Below are 24,135 nucleotides of genomic sequence, written 5' to 3' on the forward strand. Positions count from 1 at the left end.
GGAAAAAAAAGTTATGCGAATCTACTAATCAATTGACAAGTTGTGACCGATATAAAATAATAGGACTGTACATACCAATATAGGGTAATAGAACTAGACCGATCCAGATTTCAAACCACACATAACGTATAAAGAGGCGGTGTCTTGCATGAAGAAAACGGACAAACCTAAGCAGAAGTTGAAAGCGCAATCAAAAGCGCAGGCGGTAGCCGCTCAAACAACGAAACAAGTCTCGCAAACGTTCACTTCCATTTTCTCAAGCCCATTAAAGTCGGTAGGTACAAAGCTCTTCCTGATCATCTTTATCAGCATCATTGCATGCGTATTTGTTGTAGGTCAGATGGCCTATTCGAAGACGAAGGATATTGTAGAAGACAAGGTATCCAGCGCAAGCTTTGAGACCATTGTGCAAGCTTCGGCTAACCTGGACATTATTCTGAAGACTTACGAAGATTTGTCTATGCAGATTATGATCGACAAGGAATTCCATTCGCTTGTATCTACGCTCGAAGAGAGTACGGAAGCCTTTGATTTATTCGAAGCGGAGAAGAATTTAGGAGACCGCCTGCAAAATGCGGTAATGAGCAACAAAGCGATTATTGGCGCGTATTTGCTGCCGTTAGATGATAAACTCCCGATCATTACATACGGAACTGCTTCAGTCGCAGTTGCTCCGGATTTGATGAAAACGGATTGGTTCGAGAAGACCAGAACGTCCAAAGGCGGCGTGAACTGGGTTGAGACGCAGCCAACCGGCTTTGGAACGACGGACAAGCTGCCATCGATCGGCCTTAGCAGACAGATGAACAATACAACAACCAACGCGGCGTCCTACATGCTTCTGCTTGAGCTCAGCCTGGCGGATATCCGTGCGCAATATGAAGACGTATCGCTTGGCGAGGGCAGTAAGATTTCTCTAGTAGACAGCAACAACATGTATATCGCAGCACAGGACGAGAGCTTGGTGGGCAAAGGGAATATCGTTAAGCTGAACATCGATCCCGAAGGCTCGCTTAAAGAGAAGGCATCCGATGGCGAGGAAGTTCTCTCCGTATTTAAGACGCTGGACACGGTAGATTGGAAATTGGTTGGTACGATCCCGGTTGACCAGCTTGTCAAAGACGCAGGCGTTATTAACAAAATGACTTGGCTGATTGCGCTCGTAGCTATGTTCATAGCCATCGCTATTGGTTTTCTGGTTATCCGTACCGTTGCCATGCCGCTTATGGCGATGCGCAACCTGATGAATGAAGGCGAACGAGGCAACTTGACGGTCCGCTCTACGATGAAGAACCGTCAGGATGAAATCGGACAGCTGGGCGACAGCTTTAACAAGATGATGATTCAAATCACCGCGCTTGCGAAACAAACAACCCAGTCTGCTGACGACGTGTTGTTAACGGCAGGCGAATTGACGGATGTCTCGAAGAAAACGGCAATCTCGGCAAGAGAGATTTCCGTAGCCACAGAAGAGATTGCAAGCGGAGCTTCAAGCCTGGCAGTCGAGGCAGAGAGAGGCAGCGATCTGACCGGTAGCATTAACGAGCAGATGAAGAGCGTTATGGAAGCGACAGGCCATATGGTGGAATCCGCTGGCGAGGTGGAGAAAGCCAGTCAGCAAGGTACGGCTTATATGGGACTTCTTATCCAGAAGACGGGCATGACGGAAGAAATGACGCGTTCCATGGTGGAGAAGGTCGACAGCCTCAAGATGAGCACGGGCTCAATCGTGAAGATCCTGGATGTGTTGAATAACCTGACGAAGCAGACCAATATCTTGTCTCTGAACGCAACGATTGAAGCAGCCCGCGCGGGCGCGGCTGGCAAAGGCTTTATGGTGGTGGCCGACGAGATCCGGAAGCTTGCGGATCAATCCCGTCAATCGATTGACGTTGTTGGCCAAATTACCGAGACGATTATGACGCAGATCGAGGAGACCGTAACGGTATTGTCCGATGCTTATCCATTGTTCCAAGAGCAGATTGGCTCGGTAAAAGAAGCGAACCAGCTCTTCCTGACCGTACAAAGTCAGATGGGACAATTCGTGCAGAAGCTGGATTCGGTTACGAATTCGATCAGCATGCTTGATCAATCGCAGGTTGTCTTGACTGAAGCGATGGGGAATGTAAGCGCGGTTGCGCAGCAATCCTCGGCTACCTCCGAAGAGGTTGCATCGCTTAGTACCGAGCAGCTCAGCATCAGTAATGGCCTCGTAAGCCTGTCCGAGAAGCTGGACGCGGTATCCCGCGGATTGCAGGAATCGTTATCCCGATTCAAGATCGATTAAAGATGATGCCGTACAAATGGATGAAAGATCCATTTGTACGGTTTTTTTGTGCTTCAGTAAGGTGATAATGTAGCTAGTGACAGGAGGCTCCTTACATGAAGAGACGTATAGCTGTAATAGGGCTATTATTTATATTGCTATTATCCGGCTTTATTGCGAGACTCGCTTGGCTGCAGCTAACTCCCGGATATGGGCATAAGAATGCATCCACCGCGATGAGTCGAAGCAGCTGGAAGCGGGTGTCGGTCATGCAGCGCGAACGAAATCTCGTATTGGACGCGGGCAGGGGAGATTTTGTGGACCGGAACAATAAGCCAATCACGGGCGAGACGTATTACACGCTTGCCTTATTTCCGGTAAATATGGAGCTCGAGGATCCCGAACAGCAAAAAAGCTGGCATCAGAACGTGCGACGGCTGGCAGTCATGCTTAAGGTACCGGAGGAGGAGCTTGTGAGCTGGTGGAAGGAGCTGAGGGAGCCGTCCTTCTGGCATAAAGAAAAGGACAAGCTGCCCTATAGGCTTAACGACCAGCAGCTGACAGAGCTTAGACAGCTGCATTTGAACGGAGTCAGAGCGCTGCCATATCGCAACCGTTATTTAACGGCATTTGCGGCCAAACAGGCCATCGGTTATATCAGCCAGCATCCGGAGCATCTGGAGATGGCCTATTCGAAGGAGCTGGCGTCAGGCAAGCGCAAGAAGAACGAGCTTATTGGGGGTTCAGGGTTGGAGAAATCACTGGATGATCTTCTCCATGGCGCTGGAGCTACCTCTGTCTCTTATTTCACGGACGGCAATAAGAAGCCTTTATTTGGGCTCGATTATCGGATCACGGAGCCGGGCAATCCTTATTATCCGCTTCAGGTTCAGACGACGCTTGACCTTGAACTGCAAAACAGGATTGAAGCCTATATCGATGCCAAACCGCTCAAAGAAGGAGCGGTTGTCGTTCTGGATGCCCGGAATGGCGATATTGTTGCGATGGTCTCCAGACCTCAGATGAAGCCGCTTCAGCTCGATCACGAGAAGGAATGGGCCAACCACGCCATTCAGGCAGCGGTTCCCGGTTCGATCTTCAAGCTGGTGACGGAAGCCGCTGCTTTGGAAGCCGGCGTGACGAATGAAAAGGAACGCTTCACGTGTAATGGGGAATACGGTAAATATGGCTTGTCCTGCTGGAAAGAGGGAGGGCATGGCACGCTTACGCTCAGGGAAGGACTCGCGCAATCTTGCAATATTGTATTTGCGACAATTGCGGAGCGGTTAAGCGCGGAGCAGCTGCAGCGGACAGCAGCCGCATTGGGCATCGGGAGGCCGGCAGGCTGGCATTCCGAACGGGCTTTTGGCCCGTTCCATCATCCGCTCCGGCTGCTTGAGGAGGAAGAAGCCGGAAGGTTATTGCCGGCTTCGGCTGAGGTTAAGACGGATGGCGGCATTATGGCGCAATCCGCTATCGGGCAGCGTGATGTATTGATGTCGCCGCTGCAGGCGGCGAATTTGGTTGTCACGCTGCTGAACCACGGGCGCGTTATGGAGCCGCGCCTTGTCCGGGAAATCCGCTACGCCAACGGCCAGCGGATGGTGTCGCTGCGCGCGAAGAGCGCTCCCGCGCAGGATGGCCGGATTCGCCCGGCCACCGCGCATAAGCTGCTTCACGGCATGGAGGCGGTTGTCGACCATGGAACCGGCCGGTCGATCCGCCAAGGGATATGGGCAGTAGCCGGGAAATCCGGCACCGCCGAAATAACAAAGGCCGGAGCGCCTCGCGTGAACCAATGGTTCACGGGATACGGTCCGGCCCAGAAGCCGCGCTATGCGGTTGCCGTGCTGGCGGAGAATCGAGCGCCCGGAAGCAGCAACCAAGCGACGGAGCTTTTTCGCGGCGTGATGGATATCATCGCTTTATACACCCGTTGAAGGCTGTTTGCCATCGGATTCCTCCGCGGCAGCAGGGAACGGCTGCTCGTCGAATTCGCCTTGCGGCGTGCGGATCCAGCGATGGAAGAAGCCTTGCTCATACAGCGCCTTAATGACAATAATGATAATTGGCGACAAGATGACGCCGGCAATGCCGAACAAATGAAGCGATACGATCATGCAGGACAACATCGTAAACGCGGATACGCCAAGAGAGTCGCCCGTAATTTTTGGCTCCACAATATGCCGTGTCAGTACAACGGCAATCAGCAGCACGGACAGCCAGATGGCCAAGGAGGTTTGGCCGACCAGGAATAAGTAGATGATCCATGGGATAAACAATGTACTTACGCCAAGCAGAGGCAGCACGTCGAAGATCCCGGCCGTCACGGCAATGGCAAAGGCATTTTCAACCCGCAAGATCAGTAACGTCGCGAAAATAACGAGGAACGTGATACTCATCATTTTCGCCTGAGCCTTCACGTATGTGCCAATGCCCTTAAATACATTCTCGCGCATGAAGCTGAATGCCTTCTTGAATGTATTTGGCGTTTTTTCGTTAGCTGTTTTTTTCCACACTTTGATCTCAATGCTAAGGAAGTACGCCAGAATGATGCCAATCACGAAATTGAAAATAAACGTGGAGAAGGATGAAATATAGCCGACAAGGCCGGTGAAAATAATATTGGCCAGCTTCGGCAGGTATTCGGTTGCCCCGTTTATGTAATCCGTAATTTTATCGACCCATTCCGGCGGCAGGGCTTGCAGCTTTTGCTGGAATAGGCTGGAATCATCCTGCACCTGTTCCTTGAAGAGCTGCTGATATTGCGGCAGTTTGACCTTGATGAAGTCAGTGCCTTGGCTCGTTATCATATAGGCTAGTCCAGAAAAAATGCCAAGAATAACAAGCGAGAACACCAGGACCGATATACCCGAGGCGATTGATTTCTTTATGCCGATTTTGTTCAGGCGTTTGGCAAGCGGTTCGATGAACAGATAAATAACAAAGGCGAAAAAGATAGGCGTTGCGATTTTGTACAGGTAGCTGAAAGCGAACATAACCAGATATACCGTAAGTGCAATAAGCGCTATGTCGAAAGCTGTACGCCAGTATTTCTTGTAAAACGGAAGCATACAATAATCCCCTCTCGTTTTTAGGAATCAAATCCCTCTTGTGATTGTACTATAATTTATAAATCGATGCCTATAATTAATGCTCATATGGTACAATTAAAGGTATCGTGTTTATTACTATCATAACGGTGGGGAATACAAAATGTTACAATTGCTGCTGTGGGCACTTTACTTCTTGTCCTTGTATGCCTTTATTCCTGCGCTTATCAGCCGTGTGTTCGGATTTCGCGTATTCAAGAGGGGACGAGTCACAAGCGAGATCGCTCTGACCTTTGATGACGGTCCTGACCATGAATATACGCCTCAGCTTCTTGATCTGCTTGCCCGTTATCAGGCGAAGGCCACGTTTTTTGTTGTAGGCTCGCATGCAGAGAAGCATCCGGAATTGCTGCGAAGAATGCAAGATGAAGGTCATATTGTTGGCATTCATAATTATGTTCATAAGACCAACTGGTTTATGAGGCCAAAGACGGTGCGCAATCAAATCGAGCGTACCTCAGACGTAATACGGGAGGCAACCGGAATCCGTTCCGGATTTTATCGCCCTCCTTGGGGCATTGTCAATGTTTTTGATTTCATGAATCGGAACAAGATGCAGATCATATTATGGTCGGCTATTTTTGGCGACTGGAATGTTAAGCTTGGAGCATTACAGCTTAAGCAGAAAATGATGAAGAAAATGCGTCCCGGAGAAGTGCTGCTGCTTCATGACTGCGGCCGTACGCCGGGGGCGGATCCAACTGCACCGGCCAATATGCTGATTGCCCTTGAAGCTTATTTGGAAGTAGCGACGAAGCGGGGCTTCCGATTTGTCGACATAGCGGAGATGATAAAATTGACGGAGAAAACGCCGAAACGGTCCGTATGGAAAAAAACAATCGTTGGAGCATGGCTCTTCTATGAGAAATTGTTCCATGTGGTCTTCCGGCTCAAGCATGTCGGAGGAGAGAATTCCTGCTTCCATTACCGCGTGATTAAATATCACGGAGAACCGATCAAGCTGGCGGATAACGGTTATTTGAAGAATGGCGACAAAATAGTGGAGATGCATTTCGACAACAAGATGTTGTCTAATATCGCCCTGCAGTCAAGCTCGCCGCTTGCAACGGGTATTAAGCTGCTCCGCGAGATGGATCAGGCTTTGCCGGAGCTGGCAAGAGCGGTCGCCAAGGACCCGGAGGCCGAGGATGCTCGTGCGGCTTATGGCGTGACGATGATCCATCGCGGCGCTGACCGGTTAGGCTTCCAGGTCGAGCCGTTGCCTGATGGCATGTTCGCCCGGACCACGCGCATTTACTTGAAAGTTCTGACCAGCGTACTGACAAACAAGCAGCGTAATGCCAGAGGCAAGGCAAAACGGGATTCCATTACTCCTCATATGCTGTTGATGCCGCTGGAGCAGCTTCTTATGTTCGCGGTTAACGGCGTAGATGCTTCCTTCAACAAGTCGGTAAAAAAACCGCATCAGGAGGTAGCCGCTGCCAAGTCCTCGCCTACAGAAACGGAATCCTCCGAACTGGACAGCAACCCATCTATCATATAAAAAAGAAGCCGATCGGTTTATCCGATCGGCTTCTTTTTCGTGTTCATTTTCATGTTCGCGACTGTAGACTGGACCCAGTCACCGTCTATTCACTCTCCCCCTCCAACTTTGCAGATGAAGTCTGCAGCGGGAGGGGGGCACAGTTTGTGTTGTTCGTTATGCTCCAACGGAGCAGAAGAATATTTCTGGAGAAGTGGAACGTTCGCTTTTGTGAGTGGATTCCAACTTGGGACAAGTTGATTCGAGGAATCTGCGAGCAATGGCGATCGGAAGAAATATTCTTCTGAGGAGTGCTGTGCTGCACGAACCACAAACGCAAAAAAAGCAGCCCCCAAGGAGCTGCTTCCATCTTCACTCTGCAAAAACTACATTTTCATTACGCCGCCCGTACTTGCATTCGTAACGAGGTGGGAGTAACGAGCCAGGTAGCCGCGTTTGATTTTTGGTTCAAAGCCAGGCCATGCGGCGCGGCGTTTTTCCATTTCTTCATCGCTGATCAGCAGGTTAATTCCACGATTGTTCATATCAAGCTCAATGATGTCGCCGTCTTGAACGAAGGCGATCGGGCCGCCTTCTGCCGCTTCAGGTGAAACGTGGCCGATACTGATCCCGCGGGATGCGCCGGAGAAACGACCGTCGGTGATCAGGCCGACTTTAGTGCCAAGACCCATACCAACGATTTGCGAAGTTGGAGCAAGCATCTCTGGCATGCCAGGACCGCCTTTAGGACCTTCGTAGCGGATTACGACAACATGACCTTCTTTCACTTTGCCGCCGGCGATGCCAGCCAGTGCATCGTCTTGGGAGTCAAAGCAGATTGCAGGACCTTTATGGTAGCCGCCAACCGATTTGTCAATAGCGCCGACCTTAACGATTGAGCCGCCTGGAGCCAGGTTGCCGAACAATACAGCCAAGCCGCCACGTTCGCTATGCGGGTTATCGATCGTACGGAGAACGTCTGTATCTAAGATTTCACAGCCTTCAACATTCTCGCGAAGTGTTTTACCAGTAACAGTTATACGCGTGCCATCCAATGCGCCATCTTTTTTGAGCAGCTCATTAAGAACGGCGCTTACGCCGCCTGCAACATGAACATCTTCGATATGGTAATCGGATGCTGGAGCAATTTTCGCAAGATGCGGAACGCGTTCTGCAATTTCATTGATGCGTTCGATTGGGTATTCGATACCGGCTTCATGCGCAATTGCAAGCGTGTGTAGAACGGTATTAGTTGAACCGCCCAAAGCCATATCAAGAGCAAATGCGTTGTCGATAGTTTCTTTTGTAACAATGTCACGTGGTTTGATGCCAAGTTCGATCAGTTTCATCAGCTGGCGAGCCGATTCTTTAACGAACTCCTTACGCTCAGGCGATACAGCAAGAATCGTACCGTTACCTGGCATTGCAAGGCCAAGGCCTTCTGCAAGACAGTTCATGGAGTTAGCTGTGAACATTCCGGAGCAAGATCCGCAAGTCGGACAACCAAATTGTTCTAGTTCAGTAAGACCTACTTCATCAATCGTACCAGCGATATATTGGCCAACGCCTTCAAATACGCTAGTCAGGGAGATTGCGCGGCCGTCAGCAGTTCTGCCGGCTTTCATTGGTCCGCCACTTACGAGCATGGTTGGGATGTTTACGCGAAGGGCACCCATCATCATGCCAGGCGTAATTTTGTCGCAGTTAGGAATGCAGACCATACCGTCGAACCAGTGAGCGTTAACTACGGTTTCTATGGAGTCCGCAATAATCTCACGGCTAGCAAGGGAATAACGCATTCCGATGTGACCCATCGCAATTCCGTCGTCTACGCCGATTGTATTGAACTCGAACGGCACGCCGCCCGCTTCGCGAATCGCTTCTTTAACCAGCTTGCCGAATTCCTGCAGATGGACGTGACCCGGAATAATATCAATGTAGGAGTTACAAACCGCGATGAACGGTTTGCCGAAATCTTCTTCTTTTACGCCTGCCGCCCGCAGAAGGCTGCGGTGAGGAGCGCGGTCAAATCCTTTTTTGATCATGTCTGATCTCATTTTCTTAGGCGCCATGCTAGTCCCTCCCATGTAATGTCATACCTTTGAGTTTATCATATCGGACAAACATTGGCTACCGGAGCAGGCGCCGGGAACGGCCGTAATTGCTTGTAAAACAGAGTAAATTAGGCTTATTATGGTCATTACGCCTTAACTGCCTACAATTTTCGACAAATTTTATGTTACCGTCTGTTTATTTGTGGCAAAATGAGTACTGGTTTGACGAAGGAGGAAACAGACATCATGTATAAACTGCTGCTTGTGGATGACGAGCCGGAAGTAACGGAAGGTCTGATGATGGAGATTGACTGGGAAAGCTGCGGTTTCTCCGAGGTAAAGACGGCCGGTAACGGCAAGGAAGCGATGGAGCTTGTTGAAAAAATGGAGCCTGATGTGCTCATTACCGATATTAGCATGCCCTACATGAACGGACTCGAGCTTGCGGACTGGGTGAAGAAAATGTATCCGATCACCAGGGTTGTTATTCTGACAGGGCATGATGAATTTGAATACGCCAAGCAAGCGATTAATTTGCAGGTCGAGAACTACCTGCTGAAGCCATTCTCGGGGAGTCAATTGACGGAAACGGTGCTTCAGGTCAAGCGGCGGATGGATGAAGAAAGGGCAATGAGGAATAACGTGGAGCTTCTTCAGGAGCATTACCGGATGACGCTCCCGATTGTTAGGGAGAAGTTCCTGTCTTCGCTGATTACCCGCCATCAGTCCCTATCAAGCATCCGCGAGAAGGCGGGCAAATACGGCATGGAGCTGGAGGGAGAAGGTTATGTGGTATCCGTCATCTCGGTTCTCCATTCGGACAAGCCGGAGGAGGAGACGGATCCTCATCATGCGGTCTCATCGATTAAAGACCTCGATCTGAAGCTGTTTTCCATTACGAATATTGCAAGCGAGATATGGACCCGGCATAAGCTTGGCAAAGTATTTATCCATCAGGATCAGGTCGTGCTCTTTACGGTGAGCCCAACCGGCAACCAAGAAGAGGTAATGGAAGCAACCCAGGACGCTCTGAAGGAAATTTTGCAGAGCATTGACAGATACCTGAAGCTTCCGGTCATGATAGGCGTCGGCACGTTCACCAGGGATATCCCCAGCTTGAAATACTCGTACAATGCGGCAGAGGTAGCGCTGGATTACCGGAGAATTCTCGGGATTAACCAGATCATCTGCATTGACGATATGGAAGATCGCATGCAGGAGAAGCTGGTCTTTGACGAGTGGAAGGAGCAGAATCTGGTTCGTTCGATCAAGGTGGGAACCGAGCAGGAGCTGTCGGATGTTATTGACGAGTTGTTTGAGGATATAACGCGCGTGCAGGCACCGGTACCGGTGCATAACTTCGAGCATTATTTGCTTGAGATGGTAACGTCCATTATCAAATTGTCCAAAATGATCGACGACGGTACGGACCCGATCTTTGCGAGCGGCATTCTGGATCAATACCAGAAGCTGAATACGCTCAATGAGACGAAGGCGTGGTTCGCTGACCTATGCGGCAAAGTACGGAGCAGGATTGCCAGCCGCAGGCAGCATTCGTACAAGCATATCGTGGAGGAAGCGGTCCAATTCACGAAAAGCCGTTTCAGCGACCACGAGTTGTCCATTGCCGTCGTCTGCGCTCATCTTCATATTAGCACGGGTTATTTCAGCAGCTTGTTCAAGAAGGAAGTCAAGATGACGTACGGTGCTTATCTGCTGCAGCTGCGGATGGAATCGGCCAAGGAATATTTGCGGACGACCGAGCTGAAGACCTTCGAGATAGCCGATAAGGTAGGGTTTGCGGACCCGAATTATTTCAGTCTTTGCTTTAAGAAATACGCTGGCGTATCGGCCAAGGAATACCGCAGCGGCTTATCGGAGCCATCCAAATGAGACGCGGGAATAGCAAAAGCATTCAATACATTTTGTCCATCTCTTTCATTCTGTTCTCGGTCTTTATCATTATTGTCGTAAGTACGGTGCTGTACGGCCGCTTTGCCGCAACGGCAGAAGAGAATGCGTTCCGTAATTCGCAGCAGATCGTTGATCAAGTCAGCTACAGTCTGGAAAATAACGTGCAGGCGACCTCCGATTTGTTCAACATGATGTATCATACGATCTCGCAAAGCGGCGATGTCGATTCGGATGTCCTGCACCGGCAGCTCGAGACGATGATGTCTACCCGGGCAGATACCGTTTCGCTTGCTATGTTTGATGATAAGGGACAGCTTGTCATGGATCTGCCGGATGTTGCGATGAAGAATTCGCTTGATGTTACCTCCGAGAGCTGGTTCCAGAGCGCGCTGGATACACCAAGCCATTTGTCGATCTCGCTGCCGCATGTGCAGAACCTGTATATGGAGCAGTTCAGATGGGTGGTCTCCTTAAGCAAGAGCATTACGATTTACCATAACGGCAAGCCCATTCAGGGCGTGCTGCTTCTTGACGTGAACTTCAATACGATTGATGAACTGTCCGACAGGGTCAGCCTTGGCGAGAAAGGTTATGTTTACATTCTGGACGAATCAGCCGGCAACATCGTGTATCACCCGCAGCTTCAGCTGATCTATGCCGGACTGAAAGACGAGAATGTCGAGCTTGCCCTCAAACATACGTATGGCAGTTATATCGATAACACCGCAGACGCTACCAAGATCATCAGTGTTCAGACCATTGGGAATGTAGGCTGGAAGGTGGTAGGCGTGTCCTACAAGAATGAAGCCATGACGTCCATCTCGGAGCTGAACAGATCCATGTTCCAGCTCCTTCTTGCTTTAATCCTCATTGTCGTGCTGCTGTCGAGCATCGTTTCTCGGCGCATATCAAGACCAATCAAGCAGCTTGAGCTGTCCATGAAAAATGTGGAGCATGGAAATTTTGAGCATGCGGCCGTGGGAGAAGGGCCGCTTGAGGTGAAGCAGCTGGCGGACCGCTTCAACGTGATGATCGGCACGATCAAGAAGCTTATGCGGCAGATCGTATCGGAGCAGGAAAGCAAACGGACCTATGAGCTGGAAGCTTTGCAGGCGCAGATTAACCCGCATTTCCTGTACAATACGCTGAACTCCGTGGTCCGGATGGTCGGGATGAACAAGAACGAGGAAGTAACCACCATGATCACTTCCTTGTCGAAGCTGTTCCGAATTAGTCTTGGCAAAGGGAAAAGCGTGATTACCATTGCCGATGAGCTCGAGCATGCACGGAATTACCTCGTCATTCAACAGATGAGGTTTAAGAATAAGTTTGATTTTTCCATAGAGGCGGAGGATGGCGTCGTAAGCTACGCTACCTTGAAGCTGATCGTTCAGCCCTTGATCGAAAATGCGCTGGTCCATGGCATCGAGCCGTCCGTCGATAAAGGCCACATCGGGGTGAAGGCCAAGCTGGAAGGCCGGGATATTGTTATAGAAGTGAAGGATAACGGTCTTGGCATGAGCGAAGAACGGCTGAAGCAGGTAATAGCCGGTCAAGTCACCAGTTCCAAGGGTTCAGGGGTAGGCGTGATGAACGTGCAGGAGCGGATCCGCTTATTTTACGGCCTGCCTTACGGTTTGCATTTTGAGAGCGAGCTGGAAGAAGGAACAACCGTTACGATTCGATTCCCCGCAATGGAGCTGGAGCAGGCAGAAGGAAGGGATCAGGGAGAATGAACCGGATACAAAGAATAATTATTGGCGCTTTGCTTGCTGTGACGGCCCTTGTTCTGCTCCTGTCGGCCTTCAACCCAAGATTTCTGGAGAGGAAGCAGAAGCCTTCGGATATAACGATTCAAGTCATATTGCGGTCTAATGAAAGCGAATATTGGCAAAATGTTGCGTTAGGCGCGCAAGCGGCGGTCAAGGAGTTCGGAATTACGATGTACATTACCGCTGCCTATGAGGAGGATGATGCGGAAGGTCAGATGCAGGCCGCGATGAAGTCGCTTCTGACAAAGCCCGATGCCATTGTGCTCGGGGCGAGCGATGATGAAGCCTTTGCCCCGTTTCTGAAAGCCGCCGCAGACCAGCATATTCCCGTTATCGCTATCGACAGCGTGCTTACATCCGGGAAGACGAAGTCTTATATCGGAATGGATAACTATGCGGCAGGACAAGAAGCGCTGGATGAATTGGCGAAGCAGTTGAAAGGCCAAGGGGATATAGCGATTGTTGCCCACGCCGAGGGCGGAATTAACGGAAAGCTCAGAGAGCAGGGGATCGTGGATGCAATGGTCAATCACCCCGGAATCAATCTTGTTGACCGAGTATTTTGCTCCGGCGACCGCGATCAATGCAGCGAAGCGGTAGGTCAAGCCCTTCATAAGCAGCCGCTGGACGGGATTATATCGCTTAATACGAAATCCTCGCTTGGCGCGGCTGTAGAGCTGAAGAAAAAGCATGCTGGGGAGCGGGTGAAGCTGATTGGCTTTGACAGCTCGCCGGAGCTGCTGGAGATGCTGCAGGAGAACCAGCTCCAGAAGCTTATTGTGCAGAATCCGTTCAGCATGGGCTATCTCGGCATCAAATATGCGGTAGACGCTGCTCTTGGTCACAAAGTCCCACCCCGGGTCGAAATGAGAAGCATGCTGATCGATAAGCAGAACATGTTCTGGAAGGATAACCAGAAGCTGCTATTCCCGGTTGTTCAGTAATCAGAAATTGATGAGAATATTAATAAAAAAGATGAGAATATTAGATTCGAATCCATTTCAAATTTCGACATAATAAGGATGCAGCAAGCAAGCTATACGGCAAGCTCGCATTACTTAATTCACTCGGGGGGTAATACAGAGATGAAAAAATGGACAGTGGCTCTCGTTGCGGGAGCAGTAGCACTTACAGCAGCAGGTTGCTCAAACTCAGATAACGGCGGTTCGGGCGGCGGCAGCCTTCCTAAAACCGGCGTAGCGATTTACAAATTCGACGACACGTTTATGAGCGGTGTGCGGAACTCGATCAGCAAAGCGGCCGAAGGCAACGTTAAGGTTGATATCGTTGACAGCCAAAACTCCCAACCGACGCAAAACGATAAAGTGGACCTGTTTATTACGAAAAAGGTAAAAGCAATGGCGATTAACCCGGTTGACCGTACGGCAGCGGGCGTTATCATCGACAAAGCGCAAAAAGCCGACATTCCGGTTGTATTCATCAACCGCGAGCCGCTCGCCGACGACCTTGCGAAATGGGACAAAGCGTTCTTCGTAGGGGCGAAAGCGGAAGAGTCGGGCACAATGGAAGGCGAAATCATCGCCGACTACTGGAAATCGCATCCCGAAGCGGACAAAAACGGCGACGGCGTACTGCAATACGTCATGCTGAAGGGCGAGCCTGGTCACCAGGATGCCGAGCTTCGCACGAAGTTCTCCGTACAAGCGATCGAAGATGCCGGCATCAAGGTTCAAAAGCTGGCTGAAGATACGGCAATGTGGGACCGCGTTAAAGGTCAAGAGAAAATGGCAGCCTTCCTTGGTTCCCATGGCGACAAGATCGAAGCGGTTATCGCGAACAACGATGACATGGCTCTTGGCGCAATCGAAGCGCTGAAAGCGGCTGGCTACTTCAAAGGCGACAAGAAAATGCCGGTTGTAGGCGTTGACGCTACTGACCCTGCCATGCAAGCTCTTAAAGACGGCACGATGCTTGGTACGGTTCTGAACGATGCGGACAACCAAGGTAAAGCAACGGTTATGCTGATGAAGGTTCTCGCAGCGGGCGAAACTCCAACTAAAGAAAACACTGGTTATGACATCACGGACGGCAAGTACGTTTGGATTCCTTATCAGAAAGTAACGCAAGAAAGCGCAAAATAAGTTTAGGGATACAAACTGATTTTGTCGCTAAAGCGCAAAGTAATTCGTTTGTGAACAAGAAGTACTTTGTCGCTAAAGCGCAAAATAAGTTTGGTTGGATACAAACTGATTTTGTCGCTAAAGCGCAAAATAAGTTTGGTTGGATACAAACTGATTTTGTCGCTAAAGCGCAAAATAAGTTTAGGGATACAAACTGATTTTGTCGCTAAAGCGCAAAGTAATTCGTTTATGAACACGAAGTACTTTGTCGCTAAAGCGCAAAGTAATTCGTTTATGAACACGAAGTACTTTGTCGCTAACGGCTAAGTAAGAATATTCGGTAAATAAGCAACAGAAAAATAAAAATAACGAAACAAATACAGGGAGCGACAACCGCACTTCCGACGTCGCCCCTGTTTTTTTGTACCTTGCTTCTTGGATGGGAGCCGGATTAAAGGAGGCTATATTAATGGCAGAGCAGCATCCTTATTTGCTTGAGATGAACAATATCACGAAGACCTTCCCTGGCGTTAAAGCGCTTGACAACGTAACGCTGAAAGTTCGGCCGGGTACGGTGCACGCCTTGATGGGCGAGAACGGTGCGGGCAAATCAACACTTATGAAATGCTTGTTCGGGATTTATCATCCGGATGCGGGCGAGATTTTCCTGAACGGACAAAAGGCAGACATTAAAAGCTCGAAGGACGCCCTTAACAATGGCGTATCGATGATTCACCAGGAGCTTCATCCGGTGCCTCAGCGCAGCGTGATGGAGAACATTTGGCTTGGCAGATTTCCGATGAAGGGCGTTCGCCCGGTTCGGTTCATAGACCATAAAAAGATGTACAAAGATACAGCCCAATTGTTTGAAGATTTGAACATGGACATTGATCCGAACCAGCTGGTCGGCGAATTGTCGGTGTCCAAAATTCAATCGCTTGAAATTGCGAAGGCCGTATCGTTCAACTCGAGAATTATCGTTATGGACGAGCCGACTTCCTCGCTCACCGGCAACGAAGTTGAACAATTGTTTGCGATTATTAACAAGCTGCGTGCACGCGGCGTAGCCATCATTTATATTTCGCACAAAATGGAAGAGATTCTGCGCATTTCCGATGATGTAACGATCATGCGCGACGGTAAATACATCGGTACTTGGCCTTCTCCCGAGCTGACGATCGACATGATCATTCAACGCATGGTTGGCCGTGATCTGTCGGAACGTTACCCTGAGCGCACAAACGTGCCGGGAGATGTCATGCTCAAAGTAGACGGCTTGACTTCAGCCAATCCGAAATCCTTCAAAGACGTAAGCTTTGAGCTTCGCAAAGGCGAGATTCTTGGTGTAGGCGGCCTGGTAGGCGCGCAGCGTACGGAGTTGATGGAAGCCTTGTTTGGTCTTCGTTCCGTGAAATCCGGCGCGATCTACAAAGACGGCAAGCAGGTTACGATCAAGTCACCGATTGATGCGAAGAAACATAAGATTGCGCTACTGACGGAGGAACGCCGCGTAACCGGTATCTTCCCGGTATTGTCCATTACGGAAAATACGGCCATCGCCAACCTTCCTCTCTACAAAGGACCGCTTGGTTTGCTCAACGAATCGAAGATGCGCGACGAAGCGAAAAAAGGCGTTGAGAAATTCAGAACCAAAACGCCGTCGGTTAGCCAGCTGATCCGCAACCTGTCGGGCGGCAACCAGCAGAAGGTGCTTCTCGCGCGCTGGCTGCTGACGGATCCGGACATTCTGCTGCTGGACGAGCCGACACGCGGTATCGACATCGGCGCCAAATACGAGATTTATCAGATCATTATCGATCTGGCGAAGCAAGGGAAGAGCATCATTATGATTTCGTCCGAAATGCCGGAGCTTATTGGGATGTCCGACCGGATTATGGTTATGTCCGAGGGCCGTGCGACGGGTATTCTCGATGGCAAGGACGCGACAGAACAAAGCATTATGAGGCTGGCCGCACAGACGGGCTAATGATGATGATTTGAAGGAGGATTAACACTCATGGAAGCTACAAAAGGCTCAAGAGCTAAAAGTATATTTTCGCAAAACGCGATCTGGATCGTTCTGGTCCTTCTGATCGCTGCAATAACCATCATGGACACGAACTTCCTGTCCATTACGACATTCCGGGATATGCTCGTTCAATCGTCGACGCGTCTTATCATCGCGCTTGGTGCGGCGTTTGTTCTGATTACCGCCGGAACGGACTTGTCGGCGGGCCGCGTAGTTGGTCTTACGGCCGTCGTATCGGCATCGATGCTGCAAAGCGCGGATTACGCCAACAAGTTTTTCCCGGATCTGCCGCATTTGCCATTGCTTCTTCCGATCATTATCGCGATCGTTGTTGGTCTTATCGTCGGCCTGATCAACGGTATTATCGTGGCGAAGTTTAACGTGCCGCCGTTTATCGCAACGCTGGGCACAATGGTTGCCGTTTACGGCGCGAACTCTTTGTACTTCGATATGCCGCCCAACCAATCGCAGCCAATCGGCGGTCTTCGCGATGATTTCAGTGATTTGGGTACGGGCTCCATCGGGAGCGGTGACTGGTCTCTGCCATACATCGTATTGATTGCCATCTTCGTTGCCTTTATCGTATGGGTTGTTTTCAATAAAACGACGCTTGGCAAAAACATGTACGCGATTGGCGGCAACATTCAAGCTGCTCACGTATCCGGTATTAATGTAGCAAAATGCTTGATGTGGATCTACGGTATTGCCGGTGCATTGTACGGTCTGGCCGGCGTTCTGGAAGCAGCGCGTACGGGCGGCGCAACAAACAACTACGGCAACATGTACGAGCTTGATGCGATTGCGGCCTGCGTGGTAGGCGGCGTATCGACAACAGGCGGCGTTGGCCGAGTGAAAGGCGTCATTGCCGGCGTATTGATCTTCACCGTTATTAACTACGGTCTGACTTACATCGGTATCAGCCCTTACTGGCAGCTGATTATCAAAGGCGCGATTATTGTCGTTGCCGTAGCCTTCGATATCCGCAAATATGTAGCGAAGAAGTAAGATTACAAAAAAGATCACACCCGCAGACGGGCGCGTATCCAGCGCACTGTCTGCGGTTTTTTTCGTTATTTTGAAGTTCCTCTGTCATTTTATTTGTTTACACAAAAAAAATATGTACAAAATGCGCAAAAAAATAGAACCGCTTCGACCGCAAAAACCAGGCTGTTATACCTACTTGATAGTTAGATATCCGAATTGTCGAGTTTTTCTCTTTCCTTCGTACCAGACAGGAATTATTTTCTAAAATAACACTCCCATAATGTGTGAAAAAAAGCTGGAAAAAACGAGAATATTGTATTTTTATACATCCCAAAGACCCATCGTTTACCCTTTCCATAGGCTTAAACGCCCATTGTTCTTGTTTTTTCTGCAGAATATAATACGCTTTGAAACTAGATTAAAAAAGTTTCATAATTCGTGCGCAAACAGGCGCCAACAACCAGAAGGAGGGAATTTTAAGTATGGGTCTACTTGTTACAAGTATACCGAAAAAAAGCTTCAAAATGGCTTCGGCCACCATCGCTCTATCCATGTTGCTTAGCACGTTCAACATGGCACCCGTTACGGAAGCGGCTAAAGCCGCAGGGGAAGCCTCCCACTTGCTTTCTTATGAGGGAGCTGCTTACGCTTCGTCGATGGAAGGGGACGGGTTGTCTCCCGAGAAAGCCGTGGACGGAAGAAGGGATACGCGTTGGGGCAGCGCCTTCAGCGCTGATCCGCAATGGATCTACATCGATCTTGGGGCTCCCGCCAGCATTGACAAAGTCGTCTTGGACTGGGAAAACGCTTATTCCAAGTCGTACAAAATTCAAGTATCCGATGACGAGTCGGACTGGAAGGACATCTATGTGGACACGGAGGGCAACGGCGGAATCGATACGATTCAATTGACCGGTTCAGGCCGTTATATCCGCATGCTATCGCTGCAACGTTCCGGCGGTTACGGGGTTTCCCTCCACGAATTCGAAGTTTACGGAACCGGCGGCAGCAATCCTCTGCCGATTGTTCTGGGTAAAGACGTCGCGCAAAATCAGCCGGTCGTCGCCTCCTCTTATCAGCCTGAAGACGGCGATAAGCCTGCTCTGCCTCCGGCATTCGCAGTGGACGGCGACAAGGCGACGCGCTGGTCCTCCAAGCACACGAGCGACGAGTGGATCTATGTCGATCTGGGCAGTGTTCATACAATCGGCCGCGTACGGTTGGATTGGGAAAACGCAGCCGGACGCATTTACGATATTCAAGTATCGAATGATGCAGCCAACTGGACGACGGTTTACCGCGAGATGGACGGACATGACGGAGTCATGGACACGGAGCTGTACGCAACGGGCCGTTACGTAAGAATGAAAGGGATCAGCAGAACGACCAGCTACGGATACTCTCTGTTTGGCTTCTCCGTATACGATTACGTGGAAGGAGATCCAAAGCCTGCCTACACGATTCCGGCATTGCCAACCGCGTCCGTCGTTAATGTCGGCGCGGGAAGCTACTTGACGAACGATCTGGACATGCCTCAACCAAGATCTCCGATGAACAAAACGGAAGATGTCAAGGCGCCGATTGCTTCCAACGACTGGTGGCAGTCCGTCCTGATCAAGAACTTGAGCGACAGCCTGGTAACGTTGCCGCTGAAGTCAAAGTACACCGCGAAGGGCTTGGGTATTCTGACCCCTGGCGCCGGTTGGGTCAACGAAAGCGGCAATTCGCAAGCTGCTGACGGCGCGCCCGACTTCTACTTAAATGCCGGAAACATCAGCGCGTCCCGTCTCGGAAATAAAGTTTCCGGTTACAGCGATTGGACCGCAACTGTCGTATTAAGCGACAACGCAACCAAGAAAATGGAAACGACCTTTGTCAAAGGCTCGCCGTACCTCTACTCGGAATTCGCCGATCCCACGACACCCGAGTTGTATTTCCCGGCTGCCACTGCATTTTTTGATGATAATAATAACCCGATTCTCGCAGCCGATGGGGCTACATTAAATACGGATCATATCGGCTTCACGGTATCGACCGTAGACGGTTCTCCGAAGCAAAATAAAACAACGCGCCACTACGGCGTGTTCGCTCCGGAAGGCTCCGTCTTTATGAAGGTCGGCAACAAAATCAAGATTCGCTTGGGCGGCGGACAAAACTACTTGTCCTTGGCCGCGATCCCGGCGGCAAATCAATTGAACTACTTCTACAAACACGGGTACGCCTTCGTTGAAAGCACGACGGTAACGCCGGAGTTCAACGAAGAGACATCCGAAGTAACCACCAAGTTCGATGTCTCGATCGATCAGAAACGCGCGGACATGGCAGCGACGACGCTGATGACGCTCCTTCCTCACCAATGGAAGCTGACGCCTTCGCCGCTTACGGATCTGTCTTACCCGTCCATTCGCGGAACGCTGAAGCTTCTGGAAGGCAACTCGTTCACGACCGTCAACCGTTTCCAAGGGATCGTTCCGCAATTTACGAATCCCGACGATCCGACTTATTCCAAAGAAGATCTGATCGAAATGCTGGGTTATTTAGACGAGTCTACGGCCAAGAACTACATGAACGCTGACGCTTATTGGCAAGGCAAAGCGCTGCATCCGCTTGGAATGGGCGTCCTTGTGGCGGATCAAATCGGAGACACGTATTACAAGAATATATTCCTCGGCCGTCTGAAGACGATATTGACCGATTGGTTCACGTACACCAAGGGCGAACCGAACTACTTCTTCTACTATGATCCTACTTGGGGTACGATGTACTACAAAAACAGCGAATTCGGAGCGAACACGGGGCTGACCGACCACCACTTCACCTACGGCTACATTGTGTTTGCTGCCGCTGTTCTCGCAACCTACGACCAAGAGTTCAAAGACAATTACGGCGAAATGGTGGAGCATCTGATTCGGGACTTCGGCAACCCTGACAAAGACGATCCCATGTATCCGTTCTTGCGCAACTTCGATCCGTATGAAGGCCACTCATGGGCTGGCGGATACGGTGACAACAACAACGGTAACAACCAAGAAGCAGCCGGAGAGTCCTTGTTCGGCTGGGTCGGCGAATACTTGTGGGGTATGCTTTCCGGTAATGCCGATTATCGCGATATTGCGATTTATGGCTTTACGACCGAGTTGACCGCTGTCGAACAATACTGGTTCAACTACGACAACGACAACTGGCTGCCTGAATTCAATCACAAAGCGACGGGTCAAGTATACGGAAGCGCTTATAACTTTGGCACCTTCTTCAGCGGAGACCCTGTCAACATCTACGGGATCCACTGGCTGCCTACCGGCGAGTACCTGACGAGCTACGGCTTCGACGCTCAAAAAGCGGCCGATCTGTACAATGGCATGGTTGAGGATAACAACGGTCCCGAGAATGCTTGGTATCACATCGTGTGGCCGATCGAGGCTCTCAGTAATCCGCAAGCGGTTCTCGACAAGTTTACCGTCGAGAATACGCAAAAGAATGAAATTTTCAACACGTACTGGTTCGTTCATAACATGGCAACGCTTGGCACGCGCACGAAAGACATTTGGGCAAGCGGCTGGTCCAGCGCTACCGTGTACAAGAAAGGCAATGCGTACTCGGCAATGATCTGGAACCCAACGAACGTTCCGGTCGAAGTGACTTTCCGTAGCGAAGCCGGCGTTACCGGATCGGCGACAGTCGGCCCTAAAGCGCTCGTCAAAGTCGACCCAACGAAAGTGACCGATTTGAACGTCAACAAGCCGCCGCAGCTTAATGCGGATACGACGAAAAACAGCTTGGGACAATCGATCGACCTGACTTTCGCAGACAACCTAGGATGGAGAGAAGCAATCAGCGGCCTGAAAGTGAACGGGGTAGCGGCTGAAGCTTCCAAATTCATCGTAAAACCGGGCAAAATCACGCTGGACGCTTCTCTGTTCGAGATAGAAGACGGCTATGACATTACGATTCAAGCAGCCGGTTACCCGGATACCGCCGTCGAGCAAGTCATCATCACGAACTCGACGGTTAACCTGGCTTTGAACAAACCGACTTCGACATCCGACAAGCCGAACAACCCGGGCAGCTTCGCGGTTGACGGCAAATTGGATACGCGTTGGGAGTCCGCATTCAGCGACCCTCAATACATCGCGGTCAACTTGAAATCGGAATACAAAATCAGCCGCGTCGTCCTCAATTGGGAGAATGCGGCAGGTAAGAACTACTCCGTTCAAGTGTCCTCGGACGGGCAAACTTGGGATACGGTCTACGAAACAACTCGCGGGCACGAAGGAATCGACGACATCACTTTTCCTGCGGTGAACGCGAGATACGTAAAAGTCGTTGGTACGGAACGAACGACAAACTACGGCTACTCGCTGTGGGAGCTTGAAGTGTACGGAACGTCCGCGGGCGCCTTGGACACTCCCGAACTTACGCCCGACAAGTCTATGAACATGCTTGGTCAACCGATCGACATTACGTTTACGGATGAAATGGCATGGGCTGGCGCAGTTAATGGCGTCAAGGTCAACGGCACGGCATTGGAAAAATCGCAATTCGCAGTGATGCCGGGCAAACTCACGATTGATGCTTCCGCGTTCCCTGAAGTCGGCATTTACGACATTAGCATCGAAGCAGCCGGATTCAAGACCGCGGTTGTGCAGCAATTGATTATTACGAACTCCAACGTAAACCTTGCGCTGAACAAAACGACGTTTACTTCCGACAAACCGCTTCAGCCTGGCAACAACGCGATAGACGGAAAGAAAGATACGCGATGGGAATCGGCATTCAGCGATCCGCAGTTCATCGCGATCGATCTTGGCGCGGATTACACGATTAGCCGCGTGCTTCTGAACTGGGAGAATGCAGCGGGGCAGAGCTACTCGGTTCAGGTTTCCTCCGACAGGGCGTCTTGGAAAACCGTTTACGCTACAACGACTGGAAAACCGGGCATCAATGATATCTCGTTTATCCCTGAGAAAGCCAGATACGTTAGAATGGAAGGCACTAAACGCACGACGGGCTACGGTTACTCGCTCTTTGAGTTCGAAGTGTACGGCAATGAATCGGACGCTCCAACCTTGTTAGTGGCGCCAACCTTGACGGCGGATACGACGAAGAATGAAGTTGGACAACCAATCGAAATCACTTTCGACGACGATGAAGCATGGAGAGCTTCAATCAGCTCCCTGAAAGCGAACGGCACTCCAATCGGCAATGAGCAATATCAAGTTGCACCCGGGAAAATCACTTTAAAAGCCGGCCTCTTCGGGCAAGCTCAAACGTACGAGGTATCCGTTCAAGCGGCAGGTTATCTTGAGGCCAACGTTCAACAAATCATAACCGAGAAGGCCGATCAGCCTCAGCAGCCAGACAACCCGGGCGAACATAACCCGTCAGGCAACCTGGCACTTCATAAACCTACGGCTTCTTCGCCTGACTTCCACAAATCCAGCGCGGATGCGGTGGACGGAAGATTCGATCGCCGCTGGGAATCGGCGTTCAGCGATACTCAATGGATGAGCGTTGATCTGGGCGCTCCCGAGACCATTAACCGCGTATTCCTGGCTTGGGAGGATGCGTACGGAAAAGCCTATACCATTGACGTATCATTGGACGGAGAAACTTGGACGACCGTTTACTCGACAAGCAACGGCAATGGCGGCACAGACGATATTTCGTTCAAGCCGGTCAAAGCCCGTTTCGTCAAAATGAACGGACTGAAACGCGGAACCCCTTACGGCTTCTCGTTGTGGGAATTCGAAGTTTACGCTGGCGACACCTCTCCTCTTACAGGTCCGGTGCTCGTAGCGGATACGAAAAACAATTCAATCGGAGAACCCGTCGAAATCTCTTTCGCGGATGATGCGGCTTGGAGATCCAAGATCAGCTCGGTAGAATTGAACGGAATTGCCCTGAGCCCTAATCAATACAGCTTGGAAGAGGGTAAACTCACGTTGAGCGCCGATCTGTTTATTAGAGCGCAAACGAACTACATCCATATTACAGCTTCCGGTTACGAGAACGCGGTCGCAACGCAGCCAATCGAGAACGGCAACGCAGTCAATCTCGCGCTGCAGAGACCGACGACAACTTCCGATCCCGCGAGGCAAAGCGCCGATCGGGCGGTCGATGGTGACAAGAATACGCGCTGGGAATCGCCTTTTGCTGATCCGCAATGGATCATGGTTGATCTTGGTTCCACGCACTCGATCCGCCGGGTGCTTCTGAATTGGGAGAACGCGGCGGCTAAAGCTTACACGATCGAAGTTTCCGTTGACGGGAAAAGCTGGACAACAATCTACTCGACGAATAACGGACGCGAAGGCATTAACAACGTGTTCGTCAAGCCGATCGATGCCAGATACGTCAAAATCAACGGAACGGAGCGCACGACCAATTACGGTTATTCCTTGTTTGATCTAGAGGTTTACGAGTAGTACCACAAACAAGA

The 24,135-nt window shown here is 50.5% G+C and carries 12 protein-coding genes; 10 read left to right on the forward strand and 2 right to left on the reverse strand.

The window, feature by feature from the left end; genetic code table 11:
* The first annotated feature begins 148 nt into the window (after nt 1-148).
* Together M3194_RS22805 and M3194_RS22810 are read left to right on the forward strand one after the other, a co-directional pair.
* Nucleotides 149-2,287, forward strand: coding sequence for a methyl-accepting chemotaxis protein (locus M3194_RS22805; protein ID WP_251656384.1), 2,139 nt, complete (start codon nt 149-151; stop codon nt 2,285-2,287).
* A gap of 95 nt (nt 2,288-2,382) precedes the next feature.
* A complete protein-coding gene (locus tag M3194_RS22810) occupies nt 2,383-4,206 on the forward strand; it encodes a peptidoglycan D,D-transpeptidase FtsI family protein (protein WP_251656385.1) in 1,824 nt (607 codons plus the stop codon).
* Here M3194_RS22810 and M3194_RS22815 read toward each other — a convergent pair.
* Nucleotides 4,192-5,340, reverse strand: coding sequence for an AI-2E family transporter (locus M3194_RS22815; protein WP_251656386.1), 1,149 nt, complete (start codon nt 5,338-5,340; stop codon nt 4,192-4,194). The genes M3194_RS22810 and M3194_RS22815 overlap by 15 nt on opposite strands.
* Before the next feature lie 142 nt (nt 5,341-5,482).
* On the opposite strand from M3194_RS22815, the gene M3194_RS22820 reads away from it, so the two are divergent.
* Nucleotides 5,483-6,883 carry a polysaccharide deacetylase family protein gene (locus M3194_RS22820; RefSeq protein ID WP_251656387.1) on the forward strand — a complete coding sequence of 467 codons (1,401 nt, stop codon included), beginning with the start codon at nt 5,483-5,485 and terminating at the stop codon, nt 6,881-6,883.
* 365 nt (nt 6,884-7,248) lie between these two features.
* Here M3194_RS22820 and ilvD read toward each other — a convergent pair whose 3' ends face one another.
* A complete protein-coding gene (gene ilvD / locus M3194_RS22825) occupies nt 7,249-8,919 on the reverse strand; it encodes a dihydroxy-acid dehydratase (protein ID WP_397334375.1) in 1,671 nt (556 codons plus the stop codon).
* 243 nt (nt 8,920-9,162) lie between these two features.
* Between ilvD and M3194_RS22830 the strand changes: the two genes are divergently transcribed.
* The 7 genes from M3194_RS22830 (at nt 9,163) to M3194_RS22860 (ending at nt 24,121) form a co-directional block, all read left to right on the forward strand.
* On the forward strand, nt 9,163-10,809 hold the full coding sequence (locus M3194_RS22830) for a response regulator (RefSeq protein ID WP_251656389.1): 1,647 nt from the start codon (nt 9,163-9,165) through the stop codon (nt 10,807-10,809).
* Nucleotides 10,806-12,566, forward strand: a complete 1,761-nt coding sequence (locus M3194_RS22835; protein WP_251656390.1) for a cache domain-containing sensor histidine kinase — start codon at nt 10,806-10,808, stop codon at nt 12,564-12,566. The genes M3194_RS22830 and M3194_RS22835 overlap by 4 nt, the downstream gene beginning before the upstream one ends.
* Nucleotides 12,563-13,546 carry a substrate-binding domain-containing protein gene (locus tag M3194_RS22840; RefSeq protein ID WP_251656391.1) on the forward strand — a complete coding sequence of 328 codons (984 nt, stop codon included), beginning with the start codon at nt 12,563-12,565 and terminating at the stop codon, nt 13,544-13,546. The genes M3194_RS22835 and M3194_RS22840 overlap by 4 nt, the downstream gene beginning before the upstream one ends.
* A 141-nt stretch (nt 13,547-13,687) precedes the next feature.
* Complete coding sequence (locus M3194_RS22845; protein ID WP_251656392.1) at nt 13,688-14,704, forward strand: galactose ABC transporter substrate-binding protein; 1,017 nt, start codon at nt 13,688-13,690, stop codon at nt 14,702-14,704.
* Between the two features lie 448 nt (nt 14,705-15,152).
* Nucleotides 15,153-16,670: a sugar ABC transporter ATP-binding protein gene (locus tag M3194_RS22850; RefSeq protein WP_251656393.1), complete on the forward strand. Its 1,518-nt coding sequence runs from the start codon at nt 15,153-15,155 to the stop codon at nt 16,668-16,670.
* Nucleotides 16,671-16,700: 30 nt separating this feature from the next.
* Nucleotides 16,701-17,717 (forward strand): galactose/methyl galactoside ABC transporter permease MglC, encoded by a 1,017-nt coding sequence (gene mglC, locus M3194_RS22855; protein WP_251656394.1) that lies wholly within the window; start codon nt 16,701-16,703, stop codon nt 17,715-17,717.
* A gap of 461 nt (nt 17,718-18,178) precedes the next feature.
* Nucleotides 18,179-24,121, forward strand: coding sequence for a discoidin domain-containing protein (locus M3194_RS22860; protein ID WP_251656395.1), 5,943 nt, complete (start codon nt 18,179-18,181; stop codon nt 24,119-24,121).
* Nucleotides 24,122-24,135 lie beyond the last annotated feature (14 nt).

Source organism: Paenibacillus glycanilyticus (genome assembly GCF_023715145.1).
Lineage (GTDB): Bacteria > Bacillota > Bacilli > Paenibacillales > Paenibacillaceae > Pristimantibacillus > Pristimantibacillus glycanilyticus_A.